The sequence below is a fragment of the Stagnihabitans sp. genome, assembly GCF_964946895.1.
This window is the reverse complement of record NZ_CBBQHX010000036.1, coordinates 1-26,842: the sequence shown is the minus strand read 5'-3', so window position 1 is coordinate 26,842 and position 26,842 is coordinate 1. Positions and strand designations below refer to the sequence as shown.

Sequence of the window (26,842 nt, the reverse complement as noted above, 5' to 3'; positions counted from 1 at the left end):
TCCAAGTTCATTGTGGCTTTGTTCACCGGTCAATGCGGCCATTCGACCGCCAGAGAATTTGGCCGGAAACCTGTAGCTGCGGATATCGCGCGCATAGACAGACCGATTTTATCCTGGAGGCTGACGTCTCATTTCTGTTCATCCTCAGCCCTGTACAATGCAAATGTCAGCCGGGGCATGTCGGCGAAATCCTCAGGTGGAACAAAGGTCTCGGCCAAGGTGACATTGGTGTCGACCTCGTGCGGAAAGCGCAGCCCGACGATGGCGGAGGCAATTCGGCTGTCGGACAAGGCGAATTTTAGTGCAACGTCGTAGAGATCATGTGCCGGATGCAATTCGGGGGCCAGCAACTGCATCTGCCGTTGGAAGATCCCGGAGGTCATTGTCCGCATGGTCACGACGCCCACGTCAGCCTTGGCGGCCTCGATCAGGAAATGGCGGGCGGCGGCCTGGTAGATCAGGTTGTAGGCGATCTGATAGACCTCGATGTCGGGTTCGGCCAGAAAGGGCAGCAGGGAGTAGGGCTCCTCCGACGTGATGCCGATATGGCCGATCTTGCCCTGCGCCTTTAGCATCCGCAGCGCATCGAGCGGGCCGCCGGTCAGGACATGGGCCACATCCGTAGCCGCGAACATCCGACCATGCAGTTGCATCACGTCGATGTGGTCGGTTTGCAGGCGGCGCAGGCTGTCGTGGACAGAGGCCACCACCTCGTCATGGCTGATATCGGCCCAGACTTTCGAGGCGAGGGTGCAGTCGGTGCGGCGAGTCTTCATCACCTCGCCCACCAGCATTTCGGAATACCCGTTTCCGTAAGCGGCGGCGGTGTCGATGTAGGTGATCCCGCGGTCCAGCGCGCGATGCACCAAGGTGTGGACGGCCTTCTGACCCTCGGGCGTTGTCGGGTCCCAGCCAGCGGTTTTATGGACATAGGCGAAAGCTGCTCCGCCCAAGGCGATGGGCGGGACGGTCAGGCCGGTGCGGCCAAGGCGGCGAGGTTGCATCATAGCCCCGTGGTCTTCTCGATGGCATCGGGATAGCGCGCGCCTTCGATCCGGATGGCTTCAGCCGAGGCGGTGATGGCGGACAGATCATCGGCCGTCAGGACCAGGCTTGCCGCGCCAAGGTTTTCCTCGATCCGCGACAGTTTGGTGGAGCCCGGGATCGGCACGATCCAGGGCTTTTGCGCGAGCAGCCAGGCCAAGGCGATCTGCGCAGGGGAGGCGCCTTTGGTTGCACCGATCTTGGTCAGAAGATCGACGAGGGCCTGATTGGCACTGCGGGCCTCGGCAGTGAAGCGGGGCAGTTTGGCGCGGAAGTCGGTGGCGGCGATTTCGGTATCGGCGCTGATGGCGCCGGTCAGGAAGCCCTTTCCCAAGGGCGAATAGGCGACGAGGCCGATGCCCAGTTCTTCGATGACGCCCAGAATCTCGCGTTCGATATTGCGCGACCAGATCGAGTACTCGCTTTGCAAGGCAGTCAGCGGTGTCACGGCATGGGCGCGGCGAATGGTGCCGACGCCAGCTTCGCTGAGACCCCAATGCGAGACTTTGCCCTCGGCAATCATTTGCCCGACGGTGCCCGCCACATCCTCGATAGGCACGGCCGGGTCGACGCGGTGCTGATGGAGAAGGTCGATCTTCTCGACCCGCAGCCTGCGCAAGGACCCTTCGACAACGCGGCGGATCGTCTCGGGGTGGCTGTCGAGGCCACCACCCGCAGGGTTGTCACCGGCGGGTTGGCCTTCCGGTGTGAGGCGGAAGCCGAATTTGGTGGCGATGGTGACCTGACCCTTGAACGGCTGCAGCGCCTCGCCGATCAGGTATTCGTTGGTGTAGGGGCCGTAGACCTCGGCGGTGTCAAAGAAAGTCACCCCCCGGTCGAAGGCGGCGTGCAGGACCGGGATCATCTCGGCGGGCGCGGGGATGGTGCCATAAGAAAAGCTCATCCCCATGCAGCCGAGGCCGATTTCCGAGACGTTCAGGCCAGAGCGGCCGAGTGTGCGGGTTTTCATCGTCATCTCCTATGTAGTCCGTGGATGCCAAGGCTTTGGCGTGTCTCCAACGCCGGCGTGGCGACCAGGCGCAGGATCAGGCTGGCAATACTTTGGCGGGAAACGGTCAGGCCGCTGTTCTGAAACGGCTCTCCCTTGTGGGTGATGCCGTAGCGCGTCACGGGATCATCGTTCAGCCAGGCAGGGCGCAGGATGGTATAGTCGAGGTCTGACGCCTCGATCGTCAGCGCGGCATCGCGGTAAGGGTCAAGCACCGGCTTGTAGCGTTGGCCCGGCACCTCGTCGTAAATGCCCATGGAACTGACGAAGATCAGGCGATTGAGGTGGGCGGCCTTCATCGCCAGCAGGATGGCCTTGGCTTGCGCCCCCATGTCGCCCGACAGGTTGGCATAGACCACGTCTTGCCCTTTCATGGCGGCGGTCAGGGCGACCACGTCCTTGGCGTCGCCGTCGATGATTTGGGCACGATCCTCGGGCCAGCGGCCCTTCAGCCGGTTGGCACGGCGCAGGAACAGCGTCAGATGCGCGTCGGTCTCGGCAAGGAACATCTTTGTGGCGACCTGGGCAATCTGGCCGTTTGCGCCGATGATCAGGATGTTGGTCATGTCAAAGCCCCGTCATCTTCAGCGCCGCTGCGGGCAGGCGGGCGCCTTGTAGTGACAGGGCGGCGCTTTCAGCCGTGATGCGGGCGATATCTGCGGGAGGAAGAACCAGAGCGGCACCGCCAAGGTTCTCCTCCAGTCGCGAGATCCGGGTCGTACCCGGAATCGGCACGATCCACGGTTTTTGCGCCAGCAGCCAGGCCAGAGCCACTTGCGCCGGAGTGGCACCCAGCGGCGCGGCGATGGATTTGAGCAGGTCAACCAAAGCCACGTTGGCCGCCCGCGCCTCGGGCGAAAAACGCGGGACGTTGTTGCGGAAATCACCTGGCGGGAAGACGGTTGTCGCAGTGATCGCCCCGGTCAGGAAGCCGGCACCTAGTGGGCTGAACGGGACAAAGCCTATGCCAAGCTCCTCCAGAGTCGGCAGCAACTCCACCTCCGGTTCGCGCCAGAACAGCGAATATTCGCTTTGCACGGCCGTCAGGGGCTGCACGGCATGGGCGCGGCGGATTGTGGCAGGGCTGGCCTCGGACAGACCGAAATGGCCCACCTTGCCCTCTGCAATCAGGTCGCGGACGGTGCCTGCGACATCCTCGATAGGAACGGCGGGGTCGACGCGGTGCTGGTAGAATAGGTCGATGTGATCGGTGCCAAGCCGCATCAGGCTGGCTTCGGCCACAGCGCGGATATGCGCGGGGCGGCTGTTGGTGCCGCCTGTCCGGGCGCCGGTGGCAAGGTCGATGTCAAAGCCGAACTTGGTGGCGATCACCACCTTGTCACGGACCCCGGCAAGCGCCTTGCCCAGCAGGACCTCGTTGGCAAAGGGGCCATAGGCCTCGGCGGTGTCGAACAGTGTCACGCCGCGGTCATGGGCCGCATGGATCAGGCCGATCGCTTGTTCCTCGGCGATGCCCTCGCCGTAAACGCCGGTCAAGCCCATGCAGCCCAGCCCCAGGGCCGAGACGGTCAGGCCGCTTTGGCCCAGTTCACGCAGGTTCATGGTTTTGCTCCAACAGTATGAAAGGGACGGACGATGAACAGGATTGAAGTCACCATCCCAAGGGCCTGCAACCCGGCGGCGACATTCAAACCCACCGACAGGCCCCCAAATTCAGCCGCCACGGCGGCCAGGCTTGCGACTCCGAGAGAACCGCCCAGCTGATGTGCCACGTTCACAAGGCCAGAGGCTGCGCCCGCATCAGCCCGCGCCACGCCTTGCACCCCTGATACGGTCAGCGGACCCAAGGCCGTGCCATTGCCGAAGCCAAGCAGAAGCATCGGCAGGGCAACCGAGGTCAGATAGCCGTGCCCGGCCCCGGCGAACGACAGCCAGAACAGTCCGACCGCCGCGCAGGCAAAGGCCAGCACGAGGACGCCACCGTTCGTTATGGCACGGGTCAGACGCGGCAAGCAGAGCGATGCAACAAAGGTCATCACAGTCATCGGCAGGAAGCCAAGCCCGGCCTGCACGGCGCTGAAGCCGAGGTCGCCTTGCATCAGTTGCGTCGTCAGAAAGAAGAAGCCCATCATCGACCCGGTGAACATCATCCGCGCCGCATAGGCGCCGCTGCGGACCGGGCTTGCAAACAAGCGCAGCGGCAGCAGGGGCGTGGCGGACCAAGCCTGGCGCAGGATGAAACCAGCCAACACCGCAACGCCAAGGACAAGGGAGACCGCCGTGATCGGGTCGCGCCCCACCTCTGCACCGCGCACGATGCCGTAAACCAGCGCCGCCATGCCAAGGGTCGAGGTCATTGCGCTGAAGATATCCAGCCGCCCGCCCGATCCGGGCGTTTCGGTCAACAGATGCCGCGCGGCAAAATAGACCGCAAGGCCTACCGGAACGTTGATGAAGAACCCAACACGCCAGCTGAACCAGCCCGCGAAAATGCCACCCAGCACCAGTCCAAGGCTCGACCCGATGCCTGCCGTCGCGGCGTAAAGGCTGAGCGCCTTGGTCCGCTCTTCACCTTCCGCAAAGTGCACCTGCAGCAGCGCCAAGGTCGAGGGTGCCAGGATAGCCGCCCCCAAGCCCTGCACGGCACGGGCTGCCAGCAAGGCCGCGGCGTTGGGCGCAGCCCCGATCACAAAGGATGACAGGGTAAACAGCGTCAATCCGGCCAGAAACACGCGCCTGCGGCCAAATAGGTCACCCGCCCGCGCCCCGAGCATCAGGAAGCCGCCGAAAGCCAGCATGTACGACGTCTGCACCCAGCTGAGCATCACCGCCGAAAACCCCAGCTCGGTACGGATTTCGGGCAATCCTGTGATCACGATGGAGGTATCCAGAAGGATCATCATGTAGGTCGCCAGCACGACGATCAGGACGGCGCGTTGCTGGCGTTTGGCTTCGGTCGGCATCATGGCACCGTCAAGCGAGATACTGGTCATCGGTCACATGCTCCATCCAGGTGACCACCTGACCATCCAGCGCTTCGGCCAGTGCGATATGGGTCATGGCGACGGTGGGGCTGGCACCATGCCAGTGCCGCAGACCGGGGGCGAACCACACCACATCGCCGGGGCGGATTTCCTCAACCGGGCCGCCTTCTTTCTGCACCCGTCCAAGGCCAGCGGTGACGATCAGGGTCTGCCCCAGGGGATGGGTGTGCCACGCCGTTCGGGCGCCCGGTTCAAAGGTGACGGTGGCGCCGCCCAGCCGCGCCGGAGCCTCGGTCTTGAAGGCCGCATCAATACGGACCCTGCCGGTGAAATATTCCGCTGGGCCTGTGGCGGAAGGGACGGAGCCGTTTGGGGTGATGGTCATCAGATGCCTCATCAGGAATTTGCTGTCCTGAAACTACACCTTTGGCTTTCATTCGATTAGGCTCTAATATCGGAATGTACTCATACTTTGGATGCATGAATGAAGCGCGATGAACTTGGGGACCTCTCGGCCTTTCTGGCGGTCATCGAGGCGGGAAGCTTTACCAAGGCCGCCGCTCGCCAGGGCACCTCGCAATCCGCCCTCAGCCACACTGTGCAGCGACTTGAGGCACGGCTGGGTCTGCGCCTGCTCAATCGCACCACCCGCCACGTCGGCCCGACCGAGGCAGGCCAGCAATTGGCCGCCACCTTGCGCCCGTGTTTTGACGAGATCGAAACCAAGATCGACGCGCTGTCCTCGATGCGCGACACGCCTGCTGGGTTGGTCCGCATCACCTCCAGCGCCTTGGCGGCGGACATGATCCTATGGCCGATGATCGCGCGGCTCTTGCCGGACTATCCGGACGTGAAGGTCGAGGTGAACGTGGAAAGCCGCTTCACCGACATAGTGACCGAACGGTTCGACGCGGGGGTGCGCCTTGGCGAAAGTCTGGACAAGGACATGATCGCGGTCAGGATCGGGCCGGATATGACGATGGCTCTGGTCGGCTCCCACGACTATCTCGCGCGTTTCGGATACCCGGCCGAACCGCAGGATCTTGTCCGCCACGCTTGCATCAATTTGCGCCTGCCGACCTTGGGCAACCTTTATGCGTGGGAGTTCGTCAAGAACGGCCGTCCGCTGAACGTGCGCGTGGAAGGGCCGTTGACCTTCAACGTGCCGGGTCTGTGCCTGAACGCCGCGCGGACAGGGCTTGGTCTGGCCTTCGTGCCTGAACCCTATGTGACCGATGACCTCGCCCAAGGCGCCCTCGTTCGCGTTTTGGAGGACTGGTGCCCGATTTTTTCCGGGTTCCATCTGTATTACCCAAGTCGCCGACAGACCTCACCCGCCATGGCATTGGTGGTGAACAAATTGCGCTGGCGAGGCTGAGATCGCCATGGGATTTCCGCAGTGTGTCGATCAATTACAACCCGACTTTCTAGCAAGCCAGATCACGACGGATCGAATGTCGGCTTTACGCACCGAGTGTCAACCATATCAGTCTCATTTGACCGGCAGCTTAGGGCCGATCACGTTCGGGCGGGCCGGATCGACGCATTGGGCCAAAAAACGGCCGTTTGGGCGAACGCGCAGTTCACAGCACAGACCTAAACCCGGCAATTGGCGCACAACAGACGGATCGCTGTTTTGCTTTGGGGCGTTGCCACCAGATCAAACGCAAACGTCTGCACCCTTTTGATCAAAATCTTTGGCACCGAGTCTGATGGCAAGCATTGGCAGTTTATCCGCCAAACATGGTCGAGACCGCACTTAGGAAGCAGGCCATGCTTGCAGTCCGCAAGGGTATGAACGGCTTTGCCATGTCCTGACACAGACGTTTTGCCTGTCCCATGGCATAGTGGCTGACGCAATCCACCGGAAATACGACGACATCGGCTTGCGCAACCTGACCAGACAACAGGTGTCGCGCGTCTTCGATACCCCCATCATGGCTGAGCAAAGTTCCACCGGCTTGCCCCGCCAGAAGTCTCAGTTGCTCGACCAGTTTTGGTCTTCCGCCCAGATACAGTATCTTTTGACCTTTGAGATCAAGCGCTTGCGCCTTTGGTTCCACCAGTCTTGCATAGACCGTCTCAGCCGCCAGCAACTCCGCCTCCAGGTCGACCGCCAGCTTTTCCGACTTTTCGGCCCTGATTGTGATCTCTTCGACAGCAAGTTCCTTTGCGTCATGCCGTTCTGCAAGGGCTTCGGAGCGTGCGCGTTCGTCGGCCAGCTTGCGGCGCAAGAGCTCAACCTCTTCGGGACCTGAAGCTGCTATTACAGGGTCTGGCCGCAGTCTTGCCAGGCGGTCTGCGTGACGCAACGCTTCCGCTTCCGTAGAAATCGCATGCTTCTCGTCGGTCAGGGAACGGACGCGGTTCTCATATTCTGCAATCCGAGCCTTCTGAAGTTCAAGCTCGGCTTCCAGCGCACGCAACCGTTGCAGGTCGACGCGGCTGGCGCGCCCAACCAGATGGGACAGCATGTGGACTTCGCCAAAGACAGCATTGCACAAGGCCTTGTCGGCGGCCGGATGCGACAGTACGGCCCAATAGCCGCTGGCAATGTCTCCCGCAGCCGAGGCCTCATCCCAAAGGGTGCGAAGATCTTCGACCGACTTTGCCTTCCCAAATTTTCGGATCATTCGGTCGTGCTGCTGATCCAGTGCCTTGTTCAGCAGCTTGCTGCTGATGTCTTGTCGACTTGCCATGCTGACGGCTTTGACATGCAGCTTGTGCTCTGACGCCATGTCTGCTTCCGGGTCGCCCAGCTTCCTCAGAAGGTGCCGGACGTCGGCGTTTGTCAGGCAAGTCCCCACGATCGAACAATGGAAGGCTGGCGCCATTTCCCAGATGCGGGTGCGCTGATTCTGTGCGGCTCGTACTGGGGGAACGAAGCTTTTGCCGTCAAAACTGGCGGGAAGGGCGGGGGCCGTGCCCAGAAACGAGGTGAGTGCAGTTGCCGAGCGCAAGGGGCCGTCTCCCGTCGATATATTTCTAGGAATATATCGATTCCCTTTCGGCACACAAGCACGGCTTCACCCGAGATGGAAATCCTTTGGCAAAAGCGGCAGTGGCGCAGGCTGCCCCAAGTGGGGTGCAAGGCTGATTTCGGCCGCACGACAGATCGCATCCAACGGCAGTGCGTTCAGGGCAGTGCCGAACGGATGGCTCAATTCTTCGGTCACCTCGGCCAAACCCAGGAACACATAGGCCACGATGCCGATGAACAGCGGCGTCAACCAACCCGCGTGACCGATCAGAGCCAAAGGCAGAAGCAGGCAGTAAAGATAGGTCGTGCGATAGATCAGAAGGGAATAGACATAGGGCAGCGGTGTGGTCGCGATACGCTCGCACCCCGCCTGTTGCAACGCGATGCTTGATAAACGGGTTGTCAGACCACGCGCACCAAATCCGTCGATCTTTCCGTCAGCCAGTGCATTTGACAGGTCCGCATTGATGGCGTCCAGGGCGGCGCAGGGTGGATGCGGGTGATTCATCAGATCCAGCGCTCGGCGCGTGCTTTCGAGGTCAGCCGTGATCCGCCGCAAATTTGCGCGGTGCAGATGCAGAAAGGCCAGCGCCATGTTCAGCACCTGATGCCGCAGCACAGGATCGGCCACGAACATCTCGGTCTCCCGGGCAAAGGCGCGCAGGTCCGCCAAAAGGCCACCCCAAAGCTTGCGCGCCTCCCACCAACGGTCGTAGGCCGCGTTGTTGCGAAACCCCAAGAACAGTGACAGGGCGATGCCGAAAACGGTAAAGGCCGTGCCGTCGGCATGCTGCAACATTCCGAACCTTGAATCGAGCCAGACCAAGGCGGCCGCAATCGCCATCAGGATCAGTATGTTGGGCATGATTTGCGGCAGGACGGAGCCTCGAATGGCGAAGGCAAGGTCTCTGAAACGGGGTTTGTCGCGGATAATCAAAGGGGGCTCCTGCAATATGGGTTTGACAGTTGGCGTTTGAGATTAGATCGGACCCATTCCGGCAAGCCAAACTCGACCGTCGCGGCTCAGGGCGGCGTGGCAACATCGCTTGGAGCGACGGACACCGATTTCAGCACAGCATAAACCGGGCTCCCAATCTTGAGAGCGAGATTGGTGGCCGACCGGCGCGTGATGCGGGCAAGAAGCAGATCCTGGCCAACCTGCAACTGCACGATGGCCCCCGGCCCGTCGCCCATCCGCAGGGCGGTGACCGTGGCGGGCAGGATGTTCAGCGCCGACAGCCCCTCGGGATGGGTGTTAGACAGGATGATGTCCTGCGCCGCGATGCGCACCCGCACTCCGGCGCCCAGTGGGGCGTCGACTCTCGGCAGCCAGATTGGACCTGCAGAGGTTTCCAACCGGGTCAGGCCATCGTCGTCTTGGGCTGCGATCCGGGCAGGAATGACCGAACCCGCATCGCGCAACCCTACCGAGGTGACGACAGCGGGGTCCGAGAACACCTCGGCCACTGTTCCGGTGCGGATGATGCGGCCCGCTTCGATCAGCATCACCGATTTCGCAAGACGGGTGATCTCGGAAACCGAGTGGCTGACATAGAGGATCGGAATAGAGGTACTGTCCCGCAACTGCTCGATATAAGGCATGATCTCTGCTTTGCGGGCGTGATCCAAGGCGGCGAGGGGTTCGTCCATGGCCAGAATTTGTGGATCGGCAAGTAAAGCACGTCCGATGGCCACCCTTTGACGTTCGCCGCCCGACAGATTGCCCGGGCGGCGAGCCAAAAGCGGGACAATGTCCAACATCGCGACGACGCGGTCAAAGCCCGCCCCTTTCGCTTTGGGCGCAAACCAGCGACCATATAGCAGGTTTTGTCGCACGTTGAGGTGTGGAAACAAACGGTCATCCTGAAACACATAGGCCACTCGGCGGCGGTGCGGCGGCAGGTTGATGCCCCGGTCGGTGTCCAGCAGCACCTGCGGCCCGTTGGCAATTCGCCCCGTGTCGGGCCGCAATAACCCCGCCACAGCGTTGATGATCGTGGATTTTCCCGACCCCGATGGTCCGAAAATCGCCGTCACACCGGCCTGAGCCTCAAATGCTACATCAAGGGTGAAGCCCGGAAATCTGTGGCTCAAGGCAACCGACAGCGTCATGACCCCGATATCCTGCGCGCCACAGACTTGCTGACCCATTCCGACAGGATCAGCGCTGACATTGCCACGAAGATCGAAACAAGCACCAACCGGAACGCTTGCGGGTCACCGCCCGGCACCTGCAGGAAGGAATAGATGGCTGACGGTAGGGTCTGGGTTTGACCCGGGATGTTGGAGACGAAGGTGATAGTGGCACCGAACTCTCCCATCGCCTTGGCAAAGGCCAGCACGGCACCTGCGATGATGCCCGGCAGGATCAGTGGCAAGGTGACAGTCAGAAACACCCAGACTGGCGAGGCGCCCAGGGTGCTGGCGGCCTGTTCCAGCTTGGGGTCCACCGCCTCGATCGAAAGGCGGATCGCACGGACCATGAGCGGGAAGGCCATAACCGCTGCGGCAAGGACAGCCCCTGTCCATTTGAAGGCCAGAACGATGCCCACCATGTCCAGATACTGGCCGACAAAGCCTTTGCGACCAAAGGTCAAGAGCAGCAGATATCCGGTTACGACCGGCGGCAGGATCAGTGGCAAGTGGACCAAACCATTCAGGATTTGCTTGCCCCAGAATTCGCGCCTGGCCAGCACATACGCAATGTAGATGCCCAAAGGCAGACTAAGGGCGGTCGCCCAAAGCGAGACGCGCAGCGACAAGGCCACTGCGCGCCATTCATCAGGAGAAAACCAATCAGGCATTTGCGTCCTTATTTCAGGACGATGAAACCCTGAGCGGTGAAGACTGCCGCAGCCGCATCAGACGTCAGGTCATCCAGGAATGCCTGCGCCTCGGGTGCCGTGCTGGTAGCGGTTACAGCCGCAGGATAGATGATCGGCTTGTGGCTGTCTTCCGGGAAGGTGCCGACAACGGTCACCTTGTCATCGGAAATCGCATCCGACGCGTACACGATCCCGTAGGCCGCCTCACCCGTATCCACCAGCTTCAGCGCGGCGCGGACGTTGTCCGCCTGCGCAACTTTCGGTTCAACCGCATCCCAGGCCCCGAGATTCGTCAGTGCCTCCTTGCCGTACTGGCCAGCCGGAACAGAGTCCACCAGACCCATCGCCAGCTTGCTGTCGCCGACCAGCGTGGCCAAGTCGACACCCTTGACCAAGTCGACCTTGGCGGCCGCTTTGTCGGCAGCAACAAGGATCAGCGTGTTGCCCAAAATGGTCTTGCGGCTGTCATCCTTGATCAACTTGGCATCCGCGAGCGTGTCCATCCACTGTTTGGACGCCGAGATAAAGATGTCTGCCGGCGCACCCTCTTGGATCTGTTTGGCCAGCTTGGCTGAGGATTCGTAGGAAATGACCACTTTGTTGCCGGTCGATTTTTCCCAGTCTGCGGCAATCGTATCCAGCGCTGTTTTCAGGCTGGAGGCTGCGAACACTGTGATTTCAGCCGCTGAGGCAAATCCGGGGATTGCAAGAGCGGTGGACAAGGCAAGCGCAAGCAGCGTGGCGCGACGGGTCAGAAAAGTCATGGAATCCTCCAGGCAACGATATGTTTCGCGGGATATATCATGCTGGAGCATCTGCAGATGCAAGGGTTATTTCTGGAGGGGAATATCCCTGAGCATGGATTTGAGCATCAGGATATCTTCCGCCCCTGCCCGCGCGGCCGTTTCCTCGATCGATCGGTAAAGGCGCAACATGACCAGGCCCGCATCGGTAACACGTGCGCCGCCGCCTCCCGGCCCGCCGCGGGTGCTTTCCACCAGCGGTTCCCGAAATGCCGCGTTCATCTCTTCGACCAGCATCCAGGCCCGCTTGTAGCTCATCTTCATCTCGCGCCCTGCTGCGGAGATTGACCCGGTGTCCCGGATTAGCTCCAAGAGCTCCGCCTTGCCGGGGCCGAGCATGGCATCGTCCCCGAAAAAGAGGCGAAGTTGCAAACGCGCAGGGCTGATTTGGGTTGGGGCAGGATCATTCATGGGTTCCAAGGTTCCGCCAAAAAGCCGGCATTGCAAGCACCTTTTGCGGGCAGCCGGAAATTGTCGGGCCCGAACCGCTCTCAGAAAGCGGGTTGCGTTGGTGGGTGCGAACAGCGATATTTTCCTAGATACATATCGAATCGAACATCAACAAACGCGACAGCGCCCGGCAAAGTGAGACAGCCATGATTTCTACTAACCTGACCAAATTCTACATCGACGGCGCTTGGGTGGACCCCATTTCGACCATCCGAATGGGCGTTGAAAACCCCGCCACCGAGGAGATTGTGGCCGAGGTCGCATTGGGCTCCGTCGCCGATGCCGACCGCGCGGTTGCTGCGGCGCGTGCGGCGTTTGACACCTATACTGTCTGGCCGGTGGCCAAGCGCATCGCCCTCGTGAAGCGCATCCTCGAAATCTACAACGAACGGTATGAGGATTTCGCCCAAGCGATGAGCACCGAGATGGGCGCCCCGATCGAATGGGCTCGTGGAGCACAAGCTTGGGCGGGCCAAGTCCATATTGAAAGCACGATCAAGGCGGCTGAGGAGATGGCCTGGGAATATGACCGGGGCACCACGCGGATCGTGTATGAAGGCATCGGCGTCTGCGCGCTTATCACACCGTGGAACTGGCCGATGAACCAGATCGCTTGCAAGGTCGCCCCGGCCCTGATTGCGGGCTGCACAATGGTTCTGAAGCCCTCGGAAATTGCGCCCCTGTCCGGCGTTCTATTTGCTGAAGTCTGCCATGCTGCAGGTGTCCCGCCCGGCGTCTTCAATCTCGTGAACGGCACCGGTCCCGAGGTTGGCGCGCGCCTCTCCTCGCATCCTCAGGTGGACATGGTCAGCTTCACCGGCTCCACACGGGCAGGCACAGCGGTGGCCGCCGCTGCTGCTCCGACGGTCAAGAGGGTGGCGCAGGAATTGGGCGGCAAATCAGCCAATATCATCTTGCCGACCGCTGACTTGGAGGCCGCGGTCAAGGCTGGTGTCGAGGGTTGCTTTGGCAACACTGGCCAAAGCTGTGATGCGCCGACCCGGATGTTTGTCCCGCGCGCCTCCCATGTCGAGGCGATGATGTTTGCCAAGGCGGCAGCGGACGCCGTGGTTCCGGGCGATCCGCGGGCGCCTGGGACCACCATGGGCCCGTTGATCTCGAAGACACAATTCGACAAAGTCCAACGCCTGATCCAGGCTGGCATTGATGAGCATGCAGTTCTGGTTGCAGGCGGGCTAGGTCGTCCGGCCGGTCTGAACCGGGGCTGGTTTGTCAAACCAACGATTTTCGGCGGTGTCACCGACGATATGACGATTGCGCGCGAGGAGATCTTTGGTCCAGTCCTGTCGATCCTGCCCTACGACTCCGTCGATCAAGCCGTCGCTTCGGCGAATGACTCGCCCTACGGCCTGGCCGCTTATGTCTCCGGTCCGGTCGAAGATGCCCGCCCGGTCGCGCGCAAACTGCGGGCGGGCACGGTGAACCTGAATTACCCGGCCTGGGACACCTTCGCCCCCTTTGGCGGTTACAAACAGTCCGGCAACGGCCGGGAATATGCCGATTGGGGCATCCATGACTTCTGCGAGGTCAAGGGCATCGTCGGCTACAATTCCTGAACTAACCGGCCCGGAGCGATCCGGGCCACCTACTTCGCCTGTGGAAGGGCGCAGATTTCAGAGCGGGTCAGGAAGCGTTTCTCGCGTCCGTTGTCCAGACTGAACATCCCGCCGCGTCCCTTCACAACGTCGATGATCAGGTCGGTGTGTTTCCAGACGTCATACTGGCTGGCCGAAATATAGAACGGCATCCCGCCGATCTCGCCCAGCTTCACGTCGCGATCGCCGAGCAGGAACTCGCCCTGAGCATAGCACATCGGCGATGAGCCATCGCAGCACCCGCCCGATTGGTGGAACATAACAGGTCCATGATCCGCCACGATCTCAGTCAGTAGTTCCAGCGCAGCTGGCGAGGCCCGCACCTTGTCCAAGCTGTCCATAGGATTGTCTTACCTCCTTGGCCGAAAGCGAAAACGGGGGGCTTCCGCCCCCCTACACTCCCATCAATTGTGGTTCAGAAGAAGCCCAGCTTCTTCGGCGAGTAGCTGACCAGCATGTTCTTGGTCTGCTGATAGTGGTCCAGCATCATCTTGTGGTTTTCGCGCCCGATCCCGGACTGCTTGTAGCCACCGAAGGCCGCATGGGCCGGATAGGCATGGTAGCAGTTGGTCCAGACTCGGCCTGCCTGAATGGCGCGGCCGAAGCGGTAGCAGGTGTTGGCAGAACGACTCCACACCCCGGCACCAAGGCCGTAGAGCGTGTCATTGGCGATCGCCAGTGCGTCCTCATCATCCTTGAAGGTGGTGACGGACACGACTGGGCCAAAGATTTCCTCTTGGAACACACGCATCTTGTTGTTGCCCTTGAAGACGGTGGGCTGCATGTAAAAGCCGCCCGAAAGGCCGCCTTCCAGATGACGCTGGGCACCACCGGCAAGCACTTGCGCGCCTTCCTGCTTACCGATGTCCATGTAGGACAGGATCTTCGCCAACTGCTCTTCGGACGCCTGGGCGCCAATCATCGTGGTCGGGTCGAGGGGATCGCCGGCCGTGATGGCCGCCACACGGGCCAGAGCCTTTTCCATGAAGCGGTCATAGATCGACTCGTGGATCAGGGCGCGGGACGGGCAGGTGCAGACTTCACCTTGGTTCAGGGCGAACATAACGAAGCCTTCGATGGCCTTATCGAAGAAATCGTCATCCTCGGCGCAGACGTCCTTGAAGAAGATGTTTGGGCTCTTGCCACCCAGTTCCAGCGTCACCGGGATCAGGTTCTGCGAGGCATATTGCATGATCAGGCGGCCCGTCGTCGTCTCACCCGTAAACGCGATCTTGGCGATGCGATTGGACGAGGCCAAGGGCTTGCCCGCCTCAAGGCCGAAGCCGTTGACGACGTTCAGCACGCCTGGCGGCAGCAGGTCCTGGATCAGTTCCATCAGGACGAGGATCGAGGCCGGGGTTTGTTCCGCCGGTTTCAGCACCACGCAATTGCCCGCAGCCAAGGCCGGGGCCAGCTTCCAGACCGCCATCAGCAGCGGGAAGTTCCATGGGATGATCTGGCCGACAACGCCCAGAGGTTCATGGAAGTGATAGGCCACGGTGTCATGGTCAATCTCGGACAGCGAGCCTTCCTGGGCGCGGATGGCCCCGGCGAAATAGCGGAAGTGGTCGATGGCCAGCGGCAGGTCGGCGGCAGTCGTCTCACGGATCGGCTTGCCGTTGTCCCAGGTTTCGGCCAGGGCCAGAAGGGGCAGGTTCTGCTCCATCACGTCGGCAATCTTGTTCAGGATCACCGCCCGTTCGGCGACCGAAGTGTTACCCCACTTCACCTTGGCGGCATGGGCGGCATCCAAAGCCGCCTCGACGTCGGCAGCTTCCGAGCGGGCGACGGTGCAGATCACGCCGCCGGTGATGGGCGAGGTGTTCTCGAAGGTGCGGCCGGATTTGGCGGGCACCCATTGGCCGCCGATGAAGTTGCCGTAGTTCGCCTTGAACGGCGACGCGGACGTGCGGAAATATTCCACTTTATTCATGATGTCCTCCCAGACGATGTGTTTGCCCTCACGGACGGGTGTGCGTTTGTCCTCACGGACGGGCGCCTCCTCGCGCCACTGGGATCATGCTGGACTCGGAATCATCCTCTGTCAGCCGGGGGGCGAGTGATGGTAGCGCGAACCTGTCGCGGTCTTGCGACAGGTTCGGCCAACTAAATCACCGCGGACGCGGCCCGAGCTTGCGGTGCAGCGTAGCGCGGCTGATGCCAAGGTCGCGGGCGGCGGCCGAGACGTTGCCGCCGGCTCGCGCCAATGCCCGCGCCAAGAGGGACCGTTCGGCATCCTCCAGCGTCTCAGCCCCACGCCGTCCCAGCACATCAGCGGCAGGGCGCGGCTGGCTCTCCAGATCGCCCGCAAGGCCCAGATGCAGTCTGGCATTTCGGGTGGCACCTACCACCAGATCATCCTCGTCGACCGCCAGAAGCCCGCCCGAGTGACGCTCACTGCCCGGTACCAAAACCATCCGGGCCTTGGGATAGGCATCCTGAAACGCCTGCGCCTCGATCTTTTGGGCAGTTTCGGTCACAGCTTGCACGATCAGTGTCATGAAGCCCTTGGTCAGATCGCTCCGGGCCGAAGAGACGTCCAGCACCCCGGCCAGATTGCCCAAGGGGTCATAGACCGGGGCAGTCATGCAGGACAGGATTGTGTTGCGGGCCAGAAAGTGCTGGTCGCGGTGGATCGTCACCACCCGTTCTTCGACCAGACAGGTGCCGATGCCGTTGGTGCCCTGTTCGGCTTCGGTCCAGACCGTGCCAGTCCACAAACCCCAGTCGGCAAAGACCGGGTCATCCACCGAGGCGCCCCGACGCTCGAGCGGCACGCCATCGGCATCAGCCAGAAGGATACAGCAACCGACTGAACCCACTGCCTGAAACAGCCGATCCAAGTTCGGTCCCGCCGCCTGAATCAAGGGCGCCATCTTCTCGCGCGCGGCCGCCAGTTCTGCCGCCGTCATCCGCTCGGGCCGCTGTGGGCGCGCCGGGTCCAGCCCGTGCAGATGGGCCGACCGGCTCCATGAGGCGACGATGGGCGACAGCGCAGCCTCACCTCGAGCGAGTGCGGTCTCGATCTCGGTCAGGTGGCGGTCAGCGGGTCTTAGGTTCACGGCGACACCTCGGCATGAGGAAGGCTGTAAAGATGAGCAAGATGAGCCGGTCTGGTCATCTCTTCCGGTGAGCCGAGACCGACCTGGCCAACACGGTCGACGCTGAGGATGCGGGTCGCCAGTCTTGCGGCATGATCGGGCTCATGAGTGGACAGGATCAGCGCGGTCCCCTCGGTGGCCAGGTCCCGCATCCTGACCAGAAGGCGCAGGCGGTTGCCGTAGTCGAGGCTGGCCGCAGGCTCATCAAGCACGATCAGCGGCGCACCCTGTGCCAAGGCGCGGGCGATCAGTGCCAGTTGACGCTCGCCGCCTGACAGACGGTTAACAGGGGACCCTGCGAGCGGCAGCAGGTCCAGTTTGGTCAGGGCAGCCACCACCGCAGCCAAATCTGTCTTGGAAGGTTGACCGAAGCGCGGCAGATGCGCGGTGCGGCCCATGAGGACGAAATCCGCAAGGGTGTAGGGAAACGGGGCGGTCATCGCCTGCGGGACATAGGCCATGGCGCGGGCGATCTGCGGGCGCGACAGGGTGCGAAGGTCAGCCCCGTGCAACCGGATATCGCCCGAAAGCGGTGGGATCAGGCCCAGAAGCGTACGAAACAGGGTGGTCTTGCCCGCTCCGTTCGGGCCGAGGACGGCGAGGATTTCTCCGCGTTGCAGGGCAAAGCTGATGCCTTGGGCCAAGGGTTTGCCCGGATGACCGATGGAAAGGTCAGTGGCGCGGATCAGCTCCATGACGCTTTGCCCCGCAGGACCAGCGTCAAGAAGACCGGCGCACCGAGAATGGCCGTCAGGATGCCCAAGGGCACCTCTGTCGTGGCCATGGTGCGGGCCAGCGTGTCGACCAGCACCAGCGTCAGCGCGCCAAGAACGGTGGCAACGGGCAGCAGCAGGTCAAACCTTGGGCCGGGGAGACGCCGGGCGATATGGGGGACCATCAGGCCGATCCAGCCGATGGTCCCTGCAACCGACACGGCGGCAGAGGTCATCAGCGTGGCGCTGAGGATCACCACCCAGCGCAGTCGGGCGGCATTGACGCCAAGCGCCCTTGCCTCGTCCTCGCCCATCGCCAGGACGCCGATTTTCCAGCGCAGCAGGATCAGCGGCAGCAGGCCAACGACGATGGCAGGCAGGGCAAGGCTGACATCGACCAGTTTGATCCCGGCCAGCGAGCCCAGCAGCCAGAAGGTCATGGCGGGCAATTGGTTCTCGGGGTCGGCCAGCACTTTCACCAGCGAAATCCCCGCACCCGCCAAGGCACCCAAAGCCAGCCCGGTCAACACCAGGGCCAAGGCGTCTTGTCGTGTCGCCAATCCCGCCGTCAGCGCGAGCACAAGGCTGACGGTGGCCAAGCCCCCGGCAAAACCCAGAAGCTGAATTATCACCACCGGCAGTCCGAAGAAGATCCCCGTCACAGCCCCCAATCCCGCCCCGGCCGACACGCCAAGAATGTCGGGCGAGACCAGAGGGTTGCGGAAGGTCACCTGATAGGCAGCCCCCGAGGCCGACAGCGCCCCACCCACCAGAGCCGCTGCCAGAATGCGCGGCAGGCGGATGTGGTAGAACACGGCGGCCTCGGCCCCTTCGGCCGGGCTGCCAGATACCAGTGCCAGAATGCGCGGCAATGGCAAATGATAAGCCCCAAGTCCCGCAGCCAGCAGCATGGCCAAAGCCAACGCTCCCAAGCTGAGGCCAAGGGGCTTCAGACTACTACTGGCCAAGAAGCTTTCCAACCGCCGCCTCATCCAGATCGACGTGATAGAACAGATGGTAGAAGTCCGTGACCTGGGCCTTCAGGTTACCCTCGGCCTGATCGGGGTAAAGCGCATGGACCATCCATTGCAGGCCGATCAGCCGGTTGATCGAAGGCGGTGAGTCGATGAAGCCGAAGGGATGCGAGGGGGCCAGCAAGACACGCCCTTTGGCCACTGCAGGAACACCGGCCCAAGCGGGCAATGCAGCGACTCCCTTGGCGAACGCTGGATCAATCGTGATGATGACATCAGGCGCCCAGGTCTGCACTTGTTCAGGCGAGGTTGTCACCAAGCCCTTGTCAGTGGAGTCCACCACATTGCGGCCACCCGCACGTCCGATAATTTCGGCGTTGATAGAGGCGATACCGGCGGATTCAAGCCCCTCCGGACCGCGCGCCAGATAGACCGACGGGCGCTGCGCGTCCGGCACCTTCGCCAGAACGCGGTCGACCATGGCAAGCGTGTCTTCGGCATATTTGGCCAGGATTTCACCCCGCTCCGGCACGCCCAGGATCGCCGCCATCTGGCGGATGGCGGTGGGCGTGTTGGCGAAGGAACCGTCGATCAAAACATAGGGCACGCCGGTCTGGCTTTGCACCCGGTCGGCGAGGGTCTTGTAGGTGTCGCTGACCGTGCCGAAGTCTATGACCAGGTCGGGCTTCGCCGCCAAAAGCTGTTCAAGGTTCAGCGCATCACCCTTTCCGGTCAGGCGACCGAGTTCGGGGAGGCCCTTCACGTTGTCGGCCAGATAGGGGAGGTCCGCATCTTTCGGCGCCTTCACCCAGCCGATCATCGCCTCGGGCTTCAGCGCATAAAGAAGCACGCTGGCCGGGGGGCCAGCCGCAAAGACTCGCATCGGCGCATCGGGGACTGTCACGGTGCGCCCCGTGGCGTCTACAACATCTCGTGCAAAGGCAGGCGTCAGCCCGATGAGCAATGCCGCCAGGGTCAGGCCAAGGGCCCGTCTTACTTGGAAGAAGGAGAGACTGCCGGGCATGAGGAGGCTCCGAATTCGGGTTTGAGGTCAATGAGAGGCGTTCCATCGAGGCAATCCAGACCCCGCAGGGCAAGGCGGTTGCCTTCGATGCTCAGAAGGGTCACGACCGAGGAAGCAATCGGGTTCGGTCGCACCGGTGACCGCAAGGCAAATGTGCCCACGGTCGTTCCGTCATGGCGCGGGCTTTGCAGCACCAGATCGCGCCGCGCTTCGTGCATCCAGTACAGGACCTGCAACTTGGTCTTGCCGTCCAACCCGGTCAGAGCCGCAGCCCAAAGGGGATCGACCTCAGCGTGGCAGATCGGGCCATTGTCAGGGTCGCCCTTCTTGGGGCAGTCCGACCTTACGGTCCAAGGCGTGCGCAGGCGTCCGATGAAATAGACGCCAGCGTCGAAGTCTGCAGGGGCCGTTACTGCGATCTCACCGGGGCGGATGCCGTCGTCCATCCGTCAATCCTTGCCAACCATCACGTCAGAGGCTTTGACGACGGCAAAGGCGTTGTCGCCGACAACCAGACCCAGTTCTTTGACCGCCTCGTTGGTGATCGAGGCGGTGACGATGGTACCCCCGACGTCCATCCGAACATGGCTGGTGACGGCCCCCGTGACGATCTCCACCACTTTGCCGGGCAGAATGTTTCGTGCGCTGAGTCTCATGTGAAAGCCTCCCTGGACGATATATTTCTTGAGCTATATCGCATTGAATTCGCATCCGAGCAATGCAAGATATCGTTTGGGGCAGCGGCGTGTTGCCGCCGTCATTCACGGATCTTGGAGTGGGACCAATGATGCATAGACAACGTCCCATCCCACAATCAGCGCATCGCCTGTCTTGCCGGTTTCACATCCATGACCCGATCCGCTGATTTGACAGTTTGGGCGGCTGGAAGCCTGACGGTTCCCTTGGGTACATGGTTGGATGGATTTGCGGTGCGTGGCGGCCTGAAACTGACAACCCGCTTCGGCCCCTCCGGCACACTGCGCCGCGAGATCGAGACTTTAGCAGGGCCTGAACGGCCCGATCTGTTCGTCTCAGCGGACCTTGGCCATCCAGAACATCTGGTCTCCATCGGGATTGCGACGAGCATCCAGCGATTGGGTGCGACCGATTTAGTCGCGTTGATGCGACCCGGCTTGGTCTGCACGACGATTGAACTTCTTGACATGCTGCTGCACCCGAAGGTGCGCCTTGCCACCTCTTTTGCCGGGCGCAGACCCGTCTGGAGATTATGCGCACACAAGTCTGCGGCTGAGCGAAAGGCTGCATCTCGGCGCTGCGGACCTTCTGATGGCGAAGGTGCTGATCCTGGCAGGGGGACCTTCGGCCCCAACGGCTCCAGCGGGTATCAATCCCTATGCCTTCATACTGCAGAGCGGTCTGGCTGATGTTTTCCTGACCTATCAAAGCAATGCGCGACTGGCCTGTATTGATGCTCCGGGTCTGTCGGTCTGCCAGCTTCCTGCGGCCATGGCGGTTGCCGCGACGTTTGCGTCTTGCCCACTGACAAAACCTGCCGGTCCCTTGTCGGCGCTCGTTGCCGACCTGCAAACGGAAGATTGCCGAAATCATCTTGCAGGATATGGTATAGGCCCAATCAAGGATTGAACGGAAAGAAGGACACCAGCGACATGGCATCCACTCGCTCGGGCGAGACGGGCAGCAGGATCAGACCCTCGGCCTGCGAAAGCGCTGCGAAGCTGGCCGAACCCTGAACTGTCAAGGCCTGAACAGCACTTTGCCCATCCGGCAACAGAGTACGCCGTCCGGCCAGAACCTCCAGCCGTCCCGGTGCCTTGAAAGCACGATGGGCCAGTGGCAAACACATCGCGTCAGGCTGAAGCACCGGGTCACCGGCCAGCCTGCCGATCAGCCTTCGCCCGATCAGCGTGAAGGCAACGGCCGCCGCCATCGGATTGCCTGGCAGGGCAAGGATCGGGCAATCGTCGATATCGCCCAGGCCCACCGGCTTGCCGGGCCGCATGTTCAGCCGCCAGAACTCCATGAAGCCGCGCCGGGCGATGAGGCGGTTCAGGTGGTCGGCATCGCCAACCGAGGCGCCACCGCTGGTGATGATCAGATCGTGAGCCGCTGCCGCTTCGATCAGAACCGTCAGCAGCGTTTCGGGGTCGTCGGGTAGAATTCCCAAGTCTGCCACATCGCATCCCAGCCTCTGTAGCATGGCGCGCAGCATAGGACGATTGCTGTCGATGATCCGCCCTGGCTCAAGCGGCGCGGAGCCCTCTTGCAACTCATCCCCGGTGGACAAGAGCCCCACCCGCAACGGACGTGACACCGGCACCGAGGCGATCTGCAGGGCCGACAGCAACGCCAATTGACCGGGCCCAAGCCGCAAGCCTGCGGTCAGAACCGTCGCTCCTGCGTGCATATCTTCGCCCCTGCGCCGGATGTGTGGCTTGCCGCCCGGAGCCGCCGAAATCTGGACGTGACCTTCGATCAAGCGGCAATGCTCTTGAACGACAACCCGGTCCGCGCCCCTTGGCAGCATCGCACCGGTGAAGATGCGAGACGCCGCGCCGTGCTCCAAGGACCAGTTGGGCGGGTGGCCGGCGGCGGATATCCCGGCCAAGCGTAGGGTCGCATGTCCGGCTTCGTCCAGATCCCCAGAATGCACGGCATAGCCATCCATCGCCGACGCATCAAAACGCGGAAGATCAAACGGAGCAACAATATCTTTTGCCAACAATCGGCCAAGGCTTGCGTCACCTGTTACCCACTCTTGCCCGACCACGGCTCGAAAGTGCTTGGTGATGAAAGCCTGCGCCTCAGTCAGGGTCTGCGGCTTCTTTGGTCGCTCTGCAATCTGTGTGACGGACATCAGCAGGGTTCCGTTCCGGGAAAGTGACAGAGATAAGGGCGTCGCCTTGTTGGACGATGCGCTATATTCGAGCCAACATAGCGCGAGCATTGGGATGAGAACAAGGGCGCTCTGACCCCGAACGGATGCAACCGGCACGTCAGTCTCTCTGGAGTCGCCCCCCGATCTTTGGCCAATATAGGGTCAGCGCGTCAATCGGGTTGGTTTTGGTTTGATGCCCCTTCGGTCCAGTCTTGTTCGTGGCAAAATACCATCCAGTTTCAATGGCGTCCTTGAGGATCATAATTCCTTCGTGCTGTCGCCCAGCTTCATCCATAGTAGAGACGAGCATCGCGTGCTGTATCTATTGCTGGAACAAACCGGGTGCCGTGCGTGGAGCCGCACCCGCATGAAAAGGCGGAAACGACCGGGTCATCACCATCAGGCTGAGTAACCCTTTTTGCCGAATTCCCCCGGTCACGGTCGCCCCACGATCAGACGGAGCGATCCATCGAAGAACGGCTGGCGGCGCAGATGGCCAAAGCGGGCGTCCCAGGCGCCGCGTTCAAGGTCCTGCGAAAGCTGCCGTTGGAAGCGTTCGCCGACAGAAGGGTCCACGAAACTCCACGCCGAATTGGCACGCCGCGCACCCGGGTCCAGAAGACGCTCCGGGCGACCATAATAGGCCTCCGAAAAGCCGTCGGTGCAGGACAGGGGGATCGGAACTGGGATAACTTCAACCTCACCTCCAAGCGCCTCCGCGAGGGTGGAAATCGCAGGATAACGCCGTGCTTCAGTGGATATCGCCTCGGGTGCATAGTCGTTGAGCCAGAACAGGTCGAGTGCAGCCGGATCGCAGGTGAGCACCAGCACCGGCCCCCGCGTGACACGGCGCATCTCGGCGAGGCCGGCGCGCAGATCGCGCCACTGATGCACCGTAAAGGTCGCCATGCTGGCCTCGAAGCGGCCATCTGCAAAGGGCAGGCTTTCGGCGACAGCATCCACAGCCTGTGGCAGATGCCCCTGGCGCTGCGCCCGCATCGCGGCAGAGGGCTCCACCGACGTGACCTGACGGTCCTCCGGTTCATAGGACCCCGCCCCTGCCCCCACATTCAGGACCGTCACCGCGTCGCCCAAAGCGTCAAGGATGAATGAGGCGATGAATGGATCAGGCTGACGATAGTTCGTGTATCCAGCACCGATCGCGCCGTAGTTGGCATCTCCGGCACTGCCATCGGACGAGCGGGCATCATAGGGGCTTGCTGACATCGGATGTTCCCTTTCAAGGAATTCTTGTACCAAATCCGTTCAAGCTATGGCTTGCCTGCATAAGAAACACTCTTATTTGTTCATTGGAAAACGATATGAAGGAACAGCTTATGTTCGGTAAACGCACATGAACCGCCGACTGCCTTCGCTGAATGCGCTCAAGGCCTTCGAGGCCGCAGGCCGCCACGGCCGCATGACGCTCGCCGCCGCAGAGTTGTCGGTTACCCACAGCGCCATCAGCCGACAAGTCCAGCAACTGGAACTGGCCTTAGGTATTCCCCTATTTGAAGGACCGAAAAACAATCTGACCCTGACGGAGTCCGGTGTGCGATTGTTGGCTGGCTTGTCCTCTGCGCTTGATCAGATTGACGCTTCGGTGCGGTCGGTGGCTGACCGAGCGGACGGCCCGTTGGATGTGTCCTGCCCCGGCACCTTCACGATGCGCTGGCTGATCCCAAGGCTGTACCGCTTTCAGGCAGCCTTCCCAGAGATTGAGGTGCGCCTGACCGCCTCCCCCCGTGCGGTGGATTTCAGCCGTGATGCCTTTGACGTGGCCATCCGCGTCGGCAGCCCACCATGGCCCCCGGGCGCCGAAGTCATCACGCTATTCCCCGAGGAGACCGGTCTTGTCCTCTCCCCCGCACGCGCGGTCGACACGCCCTTTCCCTTCGCGGGCCTGCCCCGCTTGCACACCCGCACCCGGCCTGAAGCTTGGGATGGCTGGCTGTCGCAATCTCAAGTGACGCTGGCCGAGGGCCCCCGCGTCGATTTCGAGCACTTCTATTTCATGCTGGAAGCCACTACCGCGGGTCTGGGCATGGGGGTCGCGCCTTGGCCCTACGTGGCCGATGACATCCGTTTCGGCAAACTCAAGGCGCCTTTTGGCTTTCGCGACAGCGGTCATGGCTACGTGGCTCTGCGAAGGGCGCGCCGCAACCGGAAGTCGTCGCTGTTCTGTGACTGGCTGCGACAGGAGGCGGCGGCCTTCGAAGGGGCACCTTCTGCCGCAGCATGTTAGGGGCTTCCGCTAGCACCAGGCGCCGCATCACTTTACATTCCCGTCCTCGACGCGCGGCAGGAACCAGGCCAGCAAACCGGCCAAAGGAAGGATCGAGCAGATCCGATAGACCACCTCGACGCCGTAGTGGTCCGCCAGCATCCCGAGCAAGGCCGCCGCGATTCCGCCAAAACCGAAGTTCAGCCCGTAGAACAGACCGCCGATCAGCCCGATCCGGTTGGGCAGAAGGTCCATGGCGTAGATCAGGATCGACGCGAAGGCGCTGGCGAGGACAAGGTTGATCAGCACGGTCAGCACCCCGGTCCAGAACAGATCGGCAAAGGGCAGCATCAAACTGAACGGCAAAGGCCCCAGCACCGAAATCCAGATGATCCGATAGCGCCCGATCCTGTCGCCGACGATCCCGCCGATCAGAACGCCCGCCACGGCTGCCAAGAGGAACAGGAATAGCATCAACTGCGCTGTCGGGATCGAAAGGCCGAACCGTTCGATCAGGTAGAAAGTATAGAACGACCGGAAGCTTTCCTCGTAGGTGTTCTTGGTGAACATCAGCAGGGTCAGGACCACAACCCCGAGGGCAACAGTCCGCGGGGCAAACTGCGCCTCGCCGCTGCCCTGCTGTGCCTTGGCGCGCATTGCGGTGAAGTCTGCCCGAATGCCATGTTGCTGGCGCCCGATCCACAGAAGCAGCAGCATGGCCACCAGCGCCAGAACGGCAAACCACGCAAGGCTAGGTTGCCCCCACGGGACGATGATCAAGGCGGCAAGAACCGGGCCAAGCGATCCGCCGGTCTGACCGCCCACCTGAAAGATGCCTTGCGCCAGCCCCTGCCGCGCACCCGCCGCATAGCGCGCCATCCGGGTCGCCTCGGGGTGGAAGATCGACGAGCCGATGCCGATCAGGCCGACCGAAACCAGAATGACCGTGTAGCTGTGGGCAAAGGCCAGGCTGACCAGCCCGGACAGCGTGAACATCATGCCGACAACGGGCGAGTACGGCGCCGGGTGGCGGTCCGTCACCATGCCGATCACCGGTTGCAGCAGAGCGCCCGCGATCTGGAACGTCATGGTGATCAGGCCGATCTGACCAAAATCCAGGGCATAGCTTTGCTTCAGGATCGGATAAACCGCCGGGATCAGCGATTGCATCAGGTCATTGAGAAGATGGCTGGCCCCCAAGACGGCCAAAACGGTAAGATATGTCCGAGTGCGAGCGGCAGCTGTCATGTTGGGGGTCTTCACTTTTGCGGTTCGGGCTGCACTTTGGCCGATCAGAACGAGGTTATCGACCCCCACCAAGAATACAATCGCTTCCGACGACGTCTGAAGCACAGATGCTGTTCATCACGCTGCGTCGTCACGGCGTTCCGTTCACTCCCCATTGCCCATCTGCGACGCAAACTTCGCGGCCCCGTTCGCTGCCAAAACCGACTTCGCCATCTGCAGCTTGGTCAACGCAGCGATCGCATGATCATACTTCTCCTGCGCTTCGTTCCGGAAGGTCCCGAAACTGTCGAGCGTTTTTGACACCGACTGCTGGAATTCCTCGATGATCGAGCCGAAGGCATCCGTATTCGACGCCGATTTCGCCAGTTCCTGCATGGCATCTTGGGTATAGCGCATGGCGCAGTCGATGGCGACGAGTTCGGAGATGAGGGCGATTTCATCATCGGTAAACTGGAACTTGTAGGCTCGGGCGGTTTTCAGAGTGTCGTAGATCGGGACGGAAGTCATGCCGATCAGGCCCACGGCATCGGGGGAAAGCTTGGTGTCATCGCGGAGCGCGTCGGAAATACCCTGCAGGATCGTGCTGACGCGGGCGTAGAAGGCTTCGGACTGCGGGATGGTCACGCTGACCAAGGTTGGGGCCAGGCATTTTGTTGCCTCATCACAGTGCAGGACCTTGAGAGTGCCGCCTTCGACGAAGGCTTCGATCATGTCAGGGGTGAAGGCACGGGGGGTGATGACCTGGTGACGCGGGCCTTCGTTGTCGTTGGCGGCGGCGCGGGTGATGATTGTTCCGGAGAGGGTCATGAAGAGTTCGCCCAGCTTCGGATTACCGGCAAGGAGGGCGTTCTTCTTGACGGCCTTCCAGGCGTAGTTCACATCGACCGGCACCTGGTCCTTCATGGCACCGGTGGCTCCGGCGAGGGTTGTGGTGGTCTTGCCTTCGGACCCGCAGCCATAGCGGGCAGAGAGGGCATCGGCAAAACGTCCCGACATGGTGCCGACAGTCTTGCAGACACTTTGGGTGTT

General features: G+C 61.8%; 28 protein-coding genes and 1 pseudogene. 5 read left to right on the top strand and 24 right to left on the bottom strand.

What is annotated here, in order from left to right; all coding sequences use genetic code 11:
• Positions 1 to 128 precede the first annotated feature (128 nt).
• Genes AC1Y2B_RS18770 through AC1Y2B_RS18745 form a run of 6 tightly spaced genes read right to left on the bottom strand, consistent with a single transcriptional unit; the run spans position 129 to position 5,383 of the window.
• On the bottom strand, positions 129 to 1,007 hold the full coding sequence (locus AC1Y2B_RS18770; protein WP_482254647.1) for an aldo/keto reductase: 879 nt from the start codon (positions 1,005 to 1,007) through the stop codon (positions 129 to 131).
• Entirely contained in the window at positions 1,004 to 2,014 is a 1,011-nt protein-coding gene (locus AC1Y2B_RS18765; RefSeq protein ID WP_482254646.1) for an aldo/keto reductase, read from the bottom strand. Before AC1Y2B_RS18765 ends, AC1Y2B_RS18770 begins: the two co-directional genes overlap by 4 nt.
• Positions 2,015 to 2,016: 2 nt before the next feature.
• On the bottom strand, positions 2,017 to 2,619 hold the full coding sequence (locus tag AC1Y2B_RS18760) for an NAD(P)H-binding protein (protein WP_482254645.1): 603 nt from the start codon (positions 2,617 to 2,619) through the stop codon (positions 2,017 to 2,019).
• Position 2,620: 1 nt separating this feature from the next.
• The gene (locus AC1Y2B_RS18755; RefSeq protein ID WP_482254644.1) at positions 2,621 to 3,616 is read right to left on the bottom strand and encodes an aldo/keto reductase; all 996 of its coding nucleotides are present in this window, start codon (positions 3,614 to 3,616) and stop codon (positions 2,621 to 2,623) included.
• On the bottom strand, positions 3,613 to 5,007 hold the full coding sequence (locus tag AC1Y2B_RS18750; RefSeq protein ID WP_482254643.1) for an MFS transporter: 1,395 nt from the start codon (positions 5,005 to 5,007) through the stop codon (positions 3,613 to 3,615). The genes AC1Y2B_RS18755 and AC1Y2B_RS18750 overlap by 4 nt, the downstream gene beginning before the upstream one ends.
• The gene (locus tag AC1Y2B_RS18745; RefSeq protein WP_482254642.1) at positions 4,988 to 5,383 is read right to left on the bottom strand and encodes a (R)-mandelonitrile lyase; all 396 of its coding nucleotides are present in this window, start codon (positions 5,381 to 5,383) and stop codon (positions 4,988 to 4,990) included. The genes AC1Y2B_RS18750 and AC1Y2B_RS18745 overlap by 20 nt, the downstream gene beginning before the upstream one ends.
• 99 nt (positions 5,384 to 5,482) lie before the next feature.
• Here AC1Y2B_RS18745 and AC1Y2B_RS18740 point away from each other — a divergent pair, with 99 nt between their 5' ends.
• On the top strand, positions 5,483 to 6,376 hold the full coding sequence (locus AC1Y2B_RS18740; RefSeq protein ID WP_482254641.1) for a LysR family transcriptional regulator: 894 nt from the start codon (positions 5,483 to 5,485) through the stop codon (positions 6,374 to 6,376).
• Positions 6,377 to 6,728: 352 nt separating this feature from the next.
• Here AC1Y2B_RS18740 and AC1Y2B_RS18735 read toward each other — a convergent pair whose 3' ends face one another.
• The 6 genes from AC1Y2B_RS18735 to AC1Y2B_RS18710 form a co-directional block, all read right to left on the bottom strand.
• Positions 6,729 to 7,958, bottom strand: a complete 1,230-nt coding sequence (locus tag AC1Y2B_RS18735) for a DUF2325 domain-containing protein (protein WP_482254640.1) — start codon at positions 7,956 to 7,958, stop codon at positions 6,729 to 6,731.
• 66 nt (positions 7,959 to 8,024) lie between these two features.
• Complete coding sequence (locus AC1Y2B_RS18730) at positions 8,025 to 8,915, bottom strand: bestrophin family protein (RefSeq protein ID WP_482254639.1); 891 nt, start codon at positions 8,913 to 8,915, stop codon at positions 8,025 to 8,027.
• Positions 8,916 to 9,001: 86 nt separating this feature from the next.
• Positions 9,002 to 10,090, bottom strand: coding sequence for a molybdenum ABC transporter ATP-binding protein (modC, locus tag AC1Y2B_RS18725; RefSeq protein WP_482254638.1), 1,089 nt, complete (start codon positions 10,088 to 10,090; stop codon positions 9,002 to 9,004).
• Positions 10,087 to 10,782, bottom strand: coding sequence for a molybdate ABC transporter permease subunit (modB, locus tag AC1Y2B_RS18720; RefSeq protein ID WP_482254637.1), 696 nt, complete (start codon positions 10,780 to 10,782; stop codon positions 10,087 to 10,089). The genes modC and modB overlap by 4 nt, the downstream gene beginning before the upstream one ends.
• 8 nt (positions 10,783 to 10,790) lie before the next feature.
• A complete protein-coding gene (gene modA, locus AC1Y2B_RS18715; protein WP_482254662.1) occupies positions 10,791 to 11,567 on the bottom strand; it encodes a molybdate ABC transporter substrate-binding protein in 777 nt (258 codons plus the stop codon).
• Positions 11,568 to 11,633: 66 nt separating this feature from the next.
• Complete coding sequence (locus tag AC1Y2B_RS18710; RefSeq protein ID WP_482254636.1) at positions 11,634 to 12,017, bottom strand: winged helix-turn-helix domain-containing protein; 384 nt, start codon at positions 12,015 to 12,017, stop codon at positions 11,634 to 11,636.
• 185 nt (positions 12,018 to 12,202) lie between these two features.
• Here AC1Y2B_RS18710 and AC1Y2B_RS18705 point away from each other — a divergent pair, with 185 nt between their 5' ends.
• Complete coding sequence (locus AC1Y2B_RS18705; protein ID WP_482254635.1) at positions 12,203 to 13,633, top strand: aldehyde dehydrogenase family protein; 1,431 nt, start codon at positions 12,203 to 12,205, stop codon at positions 13,631 to 13,633.
• A gap of 29 nt (positions 13,634 to 13,662) precedes the next feature.
• On the opposite strand, the gene AC1Y2B_RS18700 is transcribed toward AC1Y2B_RS18705, so the two are convergent.
• From AC1Y2B_RS18700 to AC1Y2B_RS18665, 8 genes are all read right to left on the bottom strand, one after another.
• A complete protein-coding gene (locus AC1Y2B_RS18700) occupies positions 13,663 to 14,013 on the bottom strand; it encodes a DUF779 domain-containing protein (RefSeq protein ID WP_482254634.1) in 351 nt (116 codons plus the stop codon).
• Between the two features lie 74 nt (positions 14,014 to 14,087).
• Complete coding sequence (adh, locus tag AC1Y2B_RS18695) at positions 14,088 to 15,605, bottom strand: aldehyde dehydrogenase (RefSeq protein WP_482254633.1); 1,518 nt, start codon at positions 15,603 to 15,605, stop codon at positions 14,088 to 14,090.
• A 178-nt stretch (positions 15,606 to 15,783) separates the two neighbouring features.
• The gene (locus AC1Y2B_RS18690) at positions 15,784 to 16,734 is read right to left on the bottom strand and encodes a helix-turn-helix domain-containing protein (protein ID WP_482254632.1); all 951 of its coding nucleotides are present in this window, start codon (positions 16,732 to 16,734) and stop codon (positions 15,784 to 15,786) included.
• The gene (locus AC1Y2B_RS18685) at positions 16,731 to 17,468 is read right to left on the bottom strand and encodes an ABC transporter ATP-binding protein (protein ID WP_482254631.1); all 738 of its coding nucleotides are present in this window, start codon (positions 17,466 to 17,468) and stop codon (positions 16,731 to 16,733) included. Before AC1Y2B_RS18685 ends, AC1Y2B_RS18690 begins: the two co-directional genes overlap by 4 nt.
• The gene (locus AC1Y2B_RS18680; RefSeq protein WP_482254630.1) at positions 17,459 to 18,454 is read right to left on the bottom strand and encodes a FecCD family ABC transporter permease; all 996 of its coding nucleotides are present in this window, start codon (positions 18,452 to 18,454) and stop codon (positions 17,459 to 17,461) included. Before AC1Y2B_RS18680 ends, AC1Y2B_RS18685 begins: the two co-directional genes overlap by 10 nt.
• Positions 18,444 to 19,484: an ABC transporter substrate-binding protein gene (locus tag AC1Y2B_RS18675; protein ID WP_482254629.1), complete on the bottom strand. Its 1,041-nt coding sequence runs from the start codon at positions 19,482 to 19,484 to the stop codon at positions 18,444 to 18,446. Before AC1Y2B_RS18675 ends, AC1Y2B_RS18680 begins: the two co-directional genes overlap by 11 nt.
• A complete protein-coding gene (locus tag AC1Y2B_RS18670) occupies positions 19,454 to 19,930 on the bottom strand; it encodes an SAM-dependent methyltransferase (RefSeq protein WP_482254628.1) in 477 nt (158 codons plus the stop codon). Before AC1Y2B_RS18670 ends, AC1Y2B_RS18675 begins: the two co-directional genes overlap by 31 nt.
• Before the next feature lie 3 nt (positions 19,931 to 19,933).
• The gene (locus tag AC1Y2B_RS18665; protein WP_482254627.1) at positions 19,934 to 20,140 is read right to left on the bottom strand and encodes a TOBE domain-containing protein; all 207 of its coding nucleotides are present in this window, start codon (positions 20,138 to 20,140) and stop codon (positions 19,934 to 19,936) included.
• Between the two features lie 192 nt (positions 20,141 to 20,332).
• On the opposite strand from AC1Y2B_RS18665, the pseudogene AC1Y2B_RS18660 reads away from it, so the two are divergent.
• Positions 20,333 to 20,677 (top strand): annotated as a pseudogene (locus AC1Y2B_RS18660) (substrate-binding domain-containing protein); the annotation flags it as partial.
• Positions 20,634 to 21,089 (top strand): substrate-binding domain-containing protein, encoded by a 456-nt coding sequence (locus tag AC1Y2B_RS18655; protein ID WP_482254626.1) that lies wholly within the window; start codon positions 20,634 to 20,636, stop codon positions 21,087 to 21,089. The pseudogene AC1Y2B_RS18660 and the gene AC1Y2B_RS18655, both read left to right, overlap by 44 nt.
• Here AC1Y2B_RS18655 and AC1Y2B_RS18650 read toward each other — a convergent pair.
• The gene (locus AC1Y2B_RS18650; protein ID WP_482254625.1) at positions 21,079 to 22,320 is read right to left on the bottom strand and encodes a molybdopterin molybdotransferase MoeA; all 1,242 of its coding nucleotides are present in this window, start codon (positions 22,318 to 22,320) and stop codon (positions 21,079 to 21,081) included. The genes AC1Y2B_RS18655 and AC1Y2B_RS18650 overlap by 11 nt on opposite strands.
• A gap of 456 nt (positions 22,321 to 22,776) precedes the next feature.
• Positions 22,777 to 23,568: a class I SAM-dependent methyltransferase gene (locus AC1Y2B_RS18645; protein ID WP_482254624.1), complete on the bottom strand. Its 792-nt coding sequence runs from the start codon at positions 23,566 to 23,568 to the stop codon at positions 22,777 to 22,779.
• A 127-nt stretch (positions 23,569 to 23,695) separates the two neighbouring features.
• Between AC1Y2B_RS18645 and AC1Y2B_RS18640 the strand changes: the two genes are divergently transcribed.
• On the top strand, positions 23,696 to 24,586 hold the full coding sequence (locus AC1Y2B_RS18640) for a LysR family transcriptional regulator (protein ID WP_482254623.1): 891 nt from the start codon (positions 23,696 to 23,698) through the stop codon (positions 24,584 to 24,586).
• Positions 24,587 to 24,613: 27 nt separating this feature from the next.
• On the opposite strand, the gene AC1Y2B_RS18635 is transcribed toward AC1Y2B_RS18640, so the two are convergent.
• Both AC1Y2B_RS18635 and AC1Y2B_RS18630 read right to left on the bottom strand, forming a co-directional pair.
• The gene (locus AC1Y2B_RS18635) at positions 24,614 to 25,813 is read right to left on the bottom strand and encodes an MFS transporter (protein WP_482254622.1); all 1,200 of its coding nucleotides are present in this window, start codon (positions 25,811 to 25,813) and stop codon (positions 24,614 to 24,616) included.
• Between the two features lie 144 nt (positions 25,814 to 25,957).
• Positions 25,958 to 26,842, bottom strand: an 885-nt coding sequence (locus AC1Y2B_RS18630) for a conjugal transfer protein TraH (RefSeq protein ID WP_482254621.1), incomplete at its 5' end; no start/stop codon positions are given.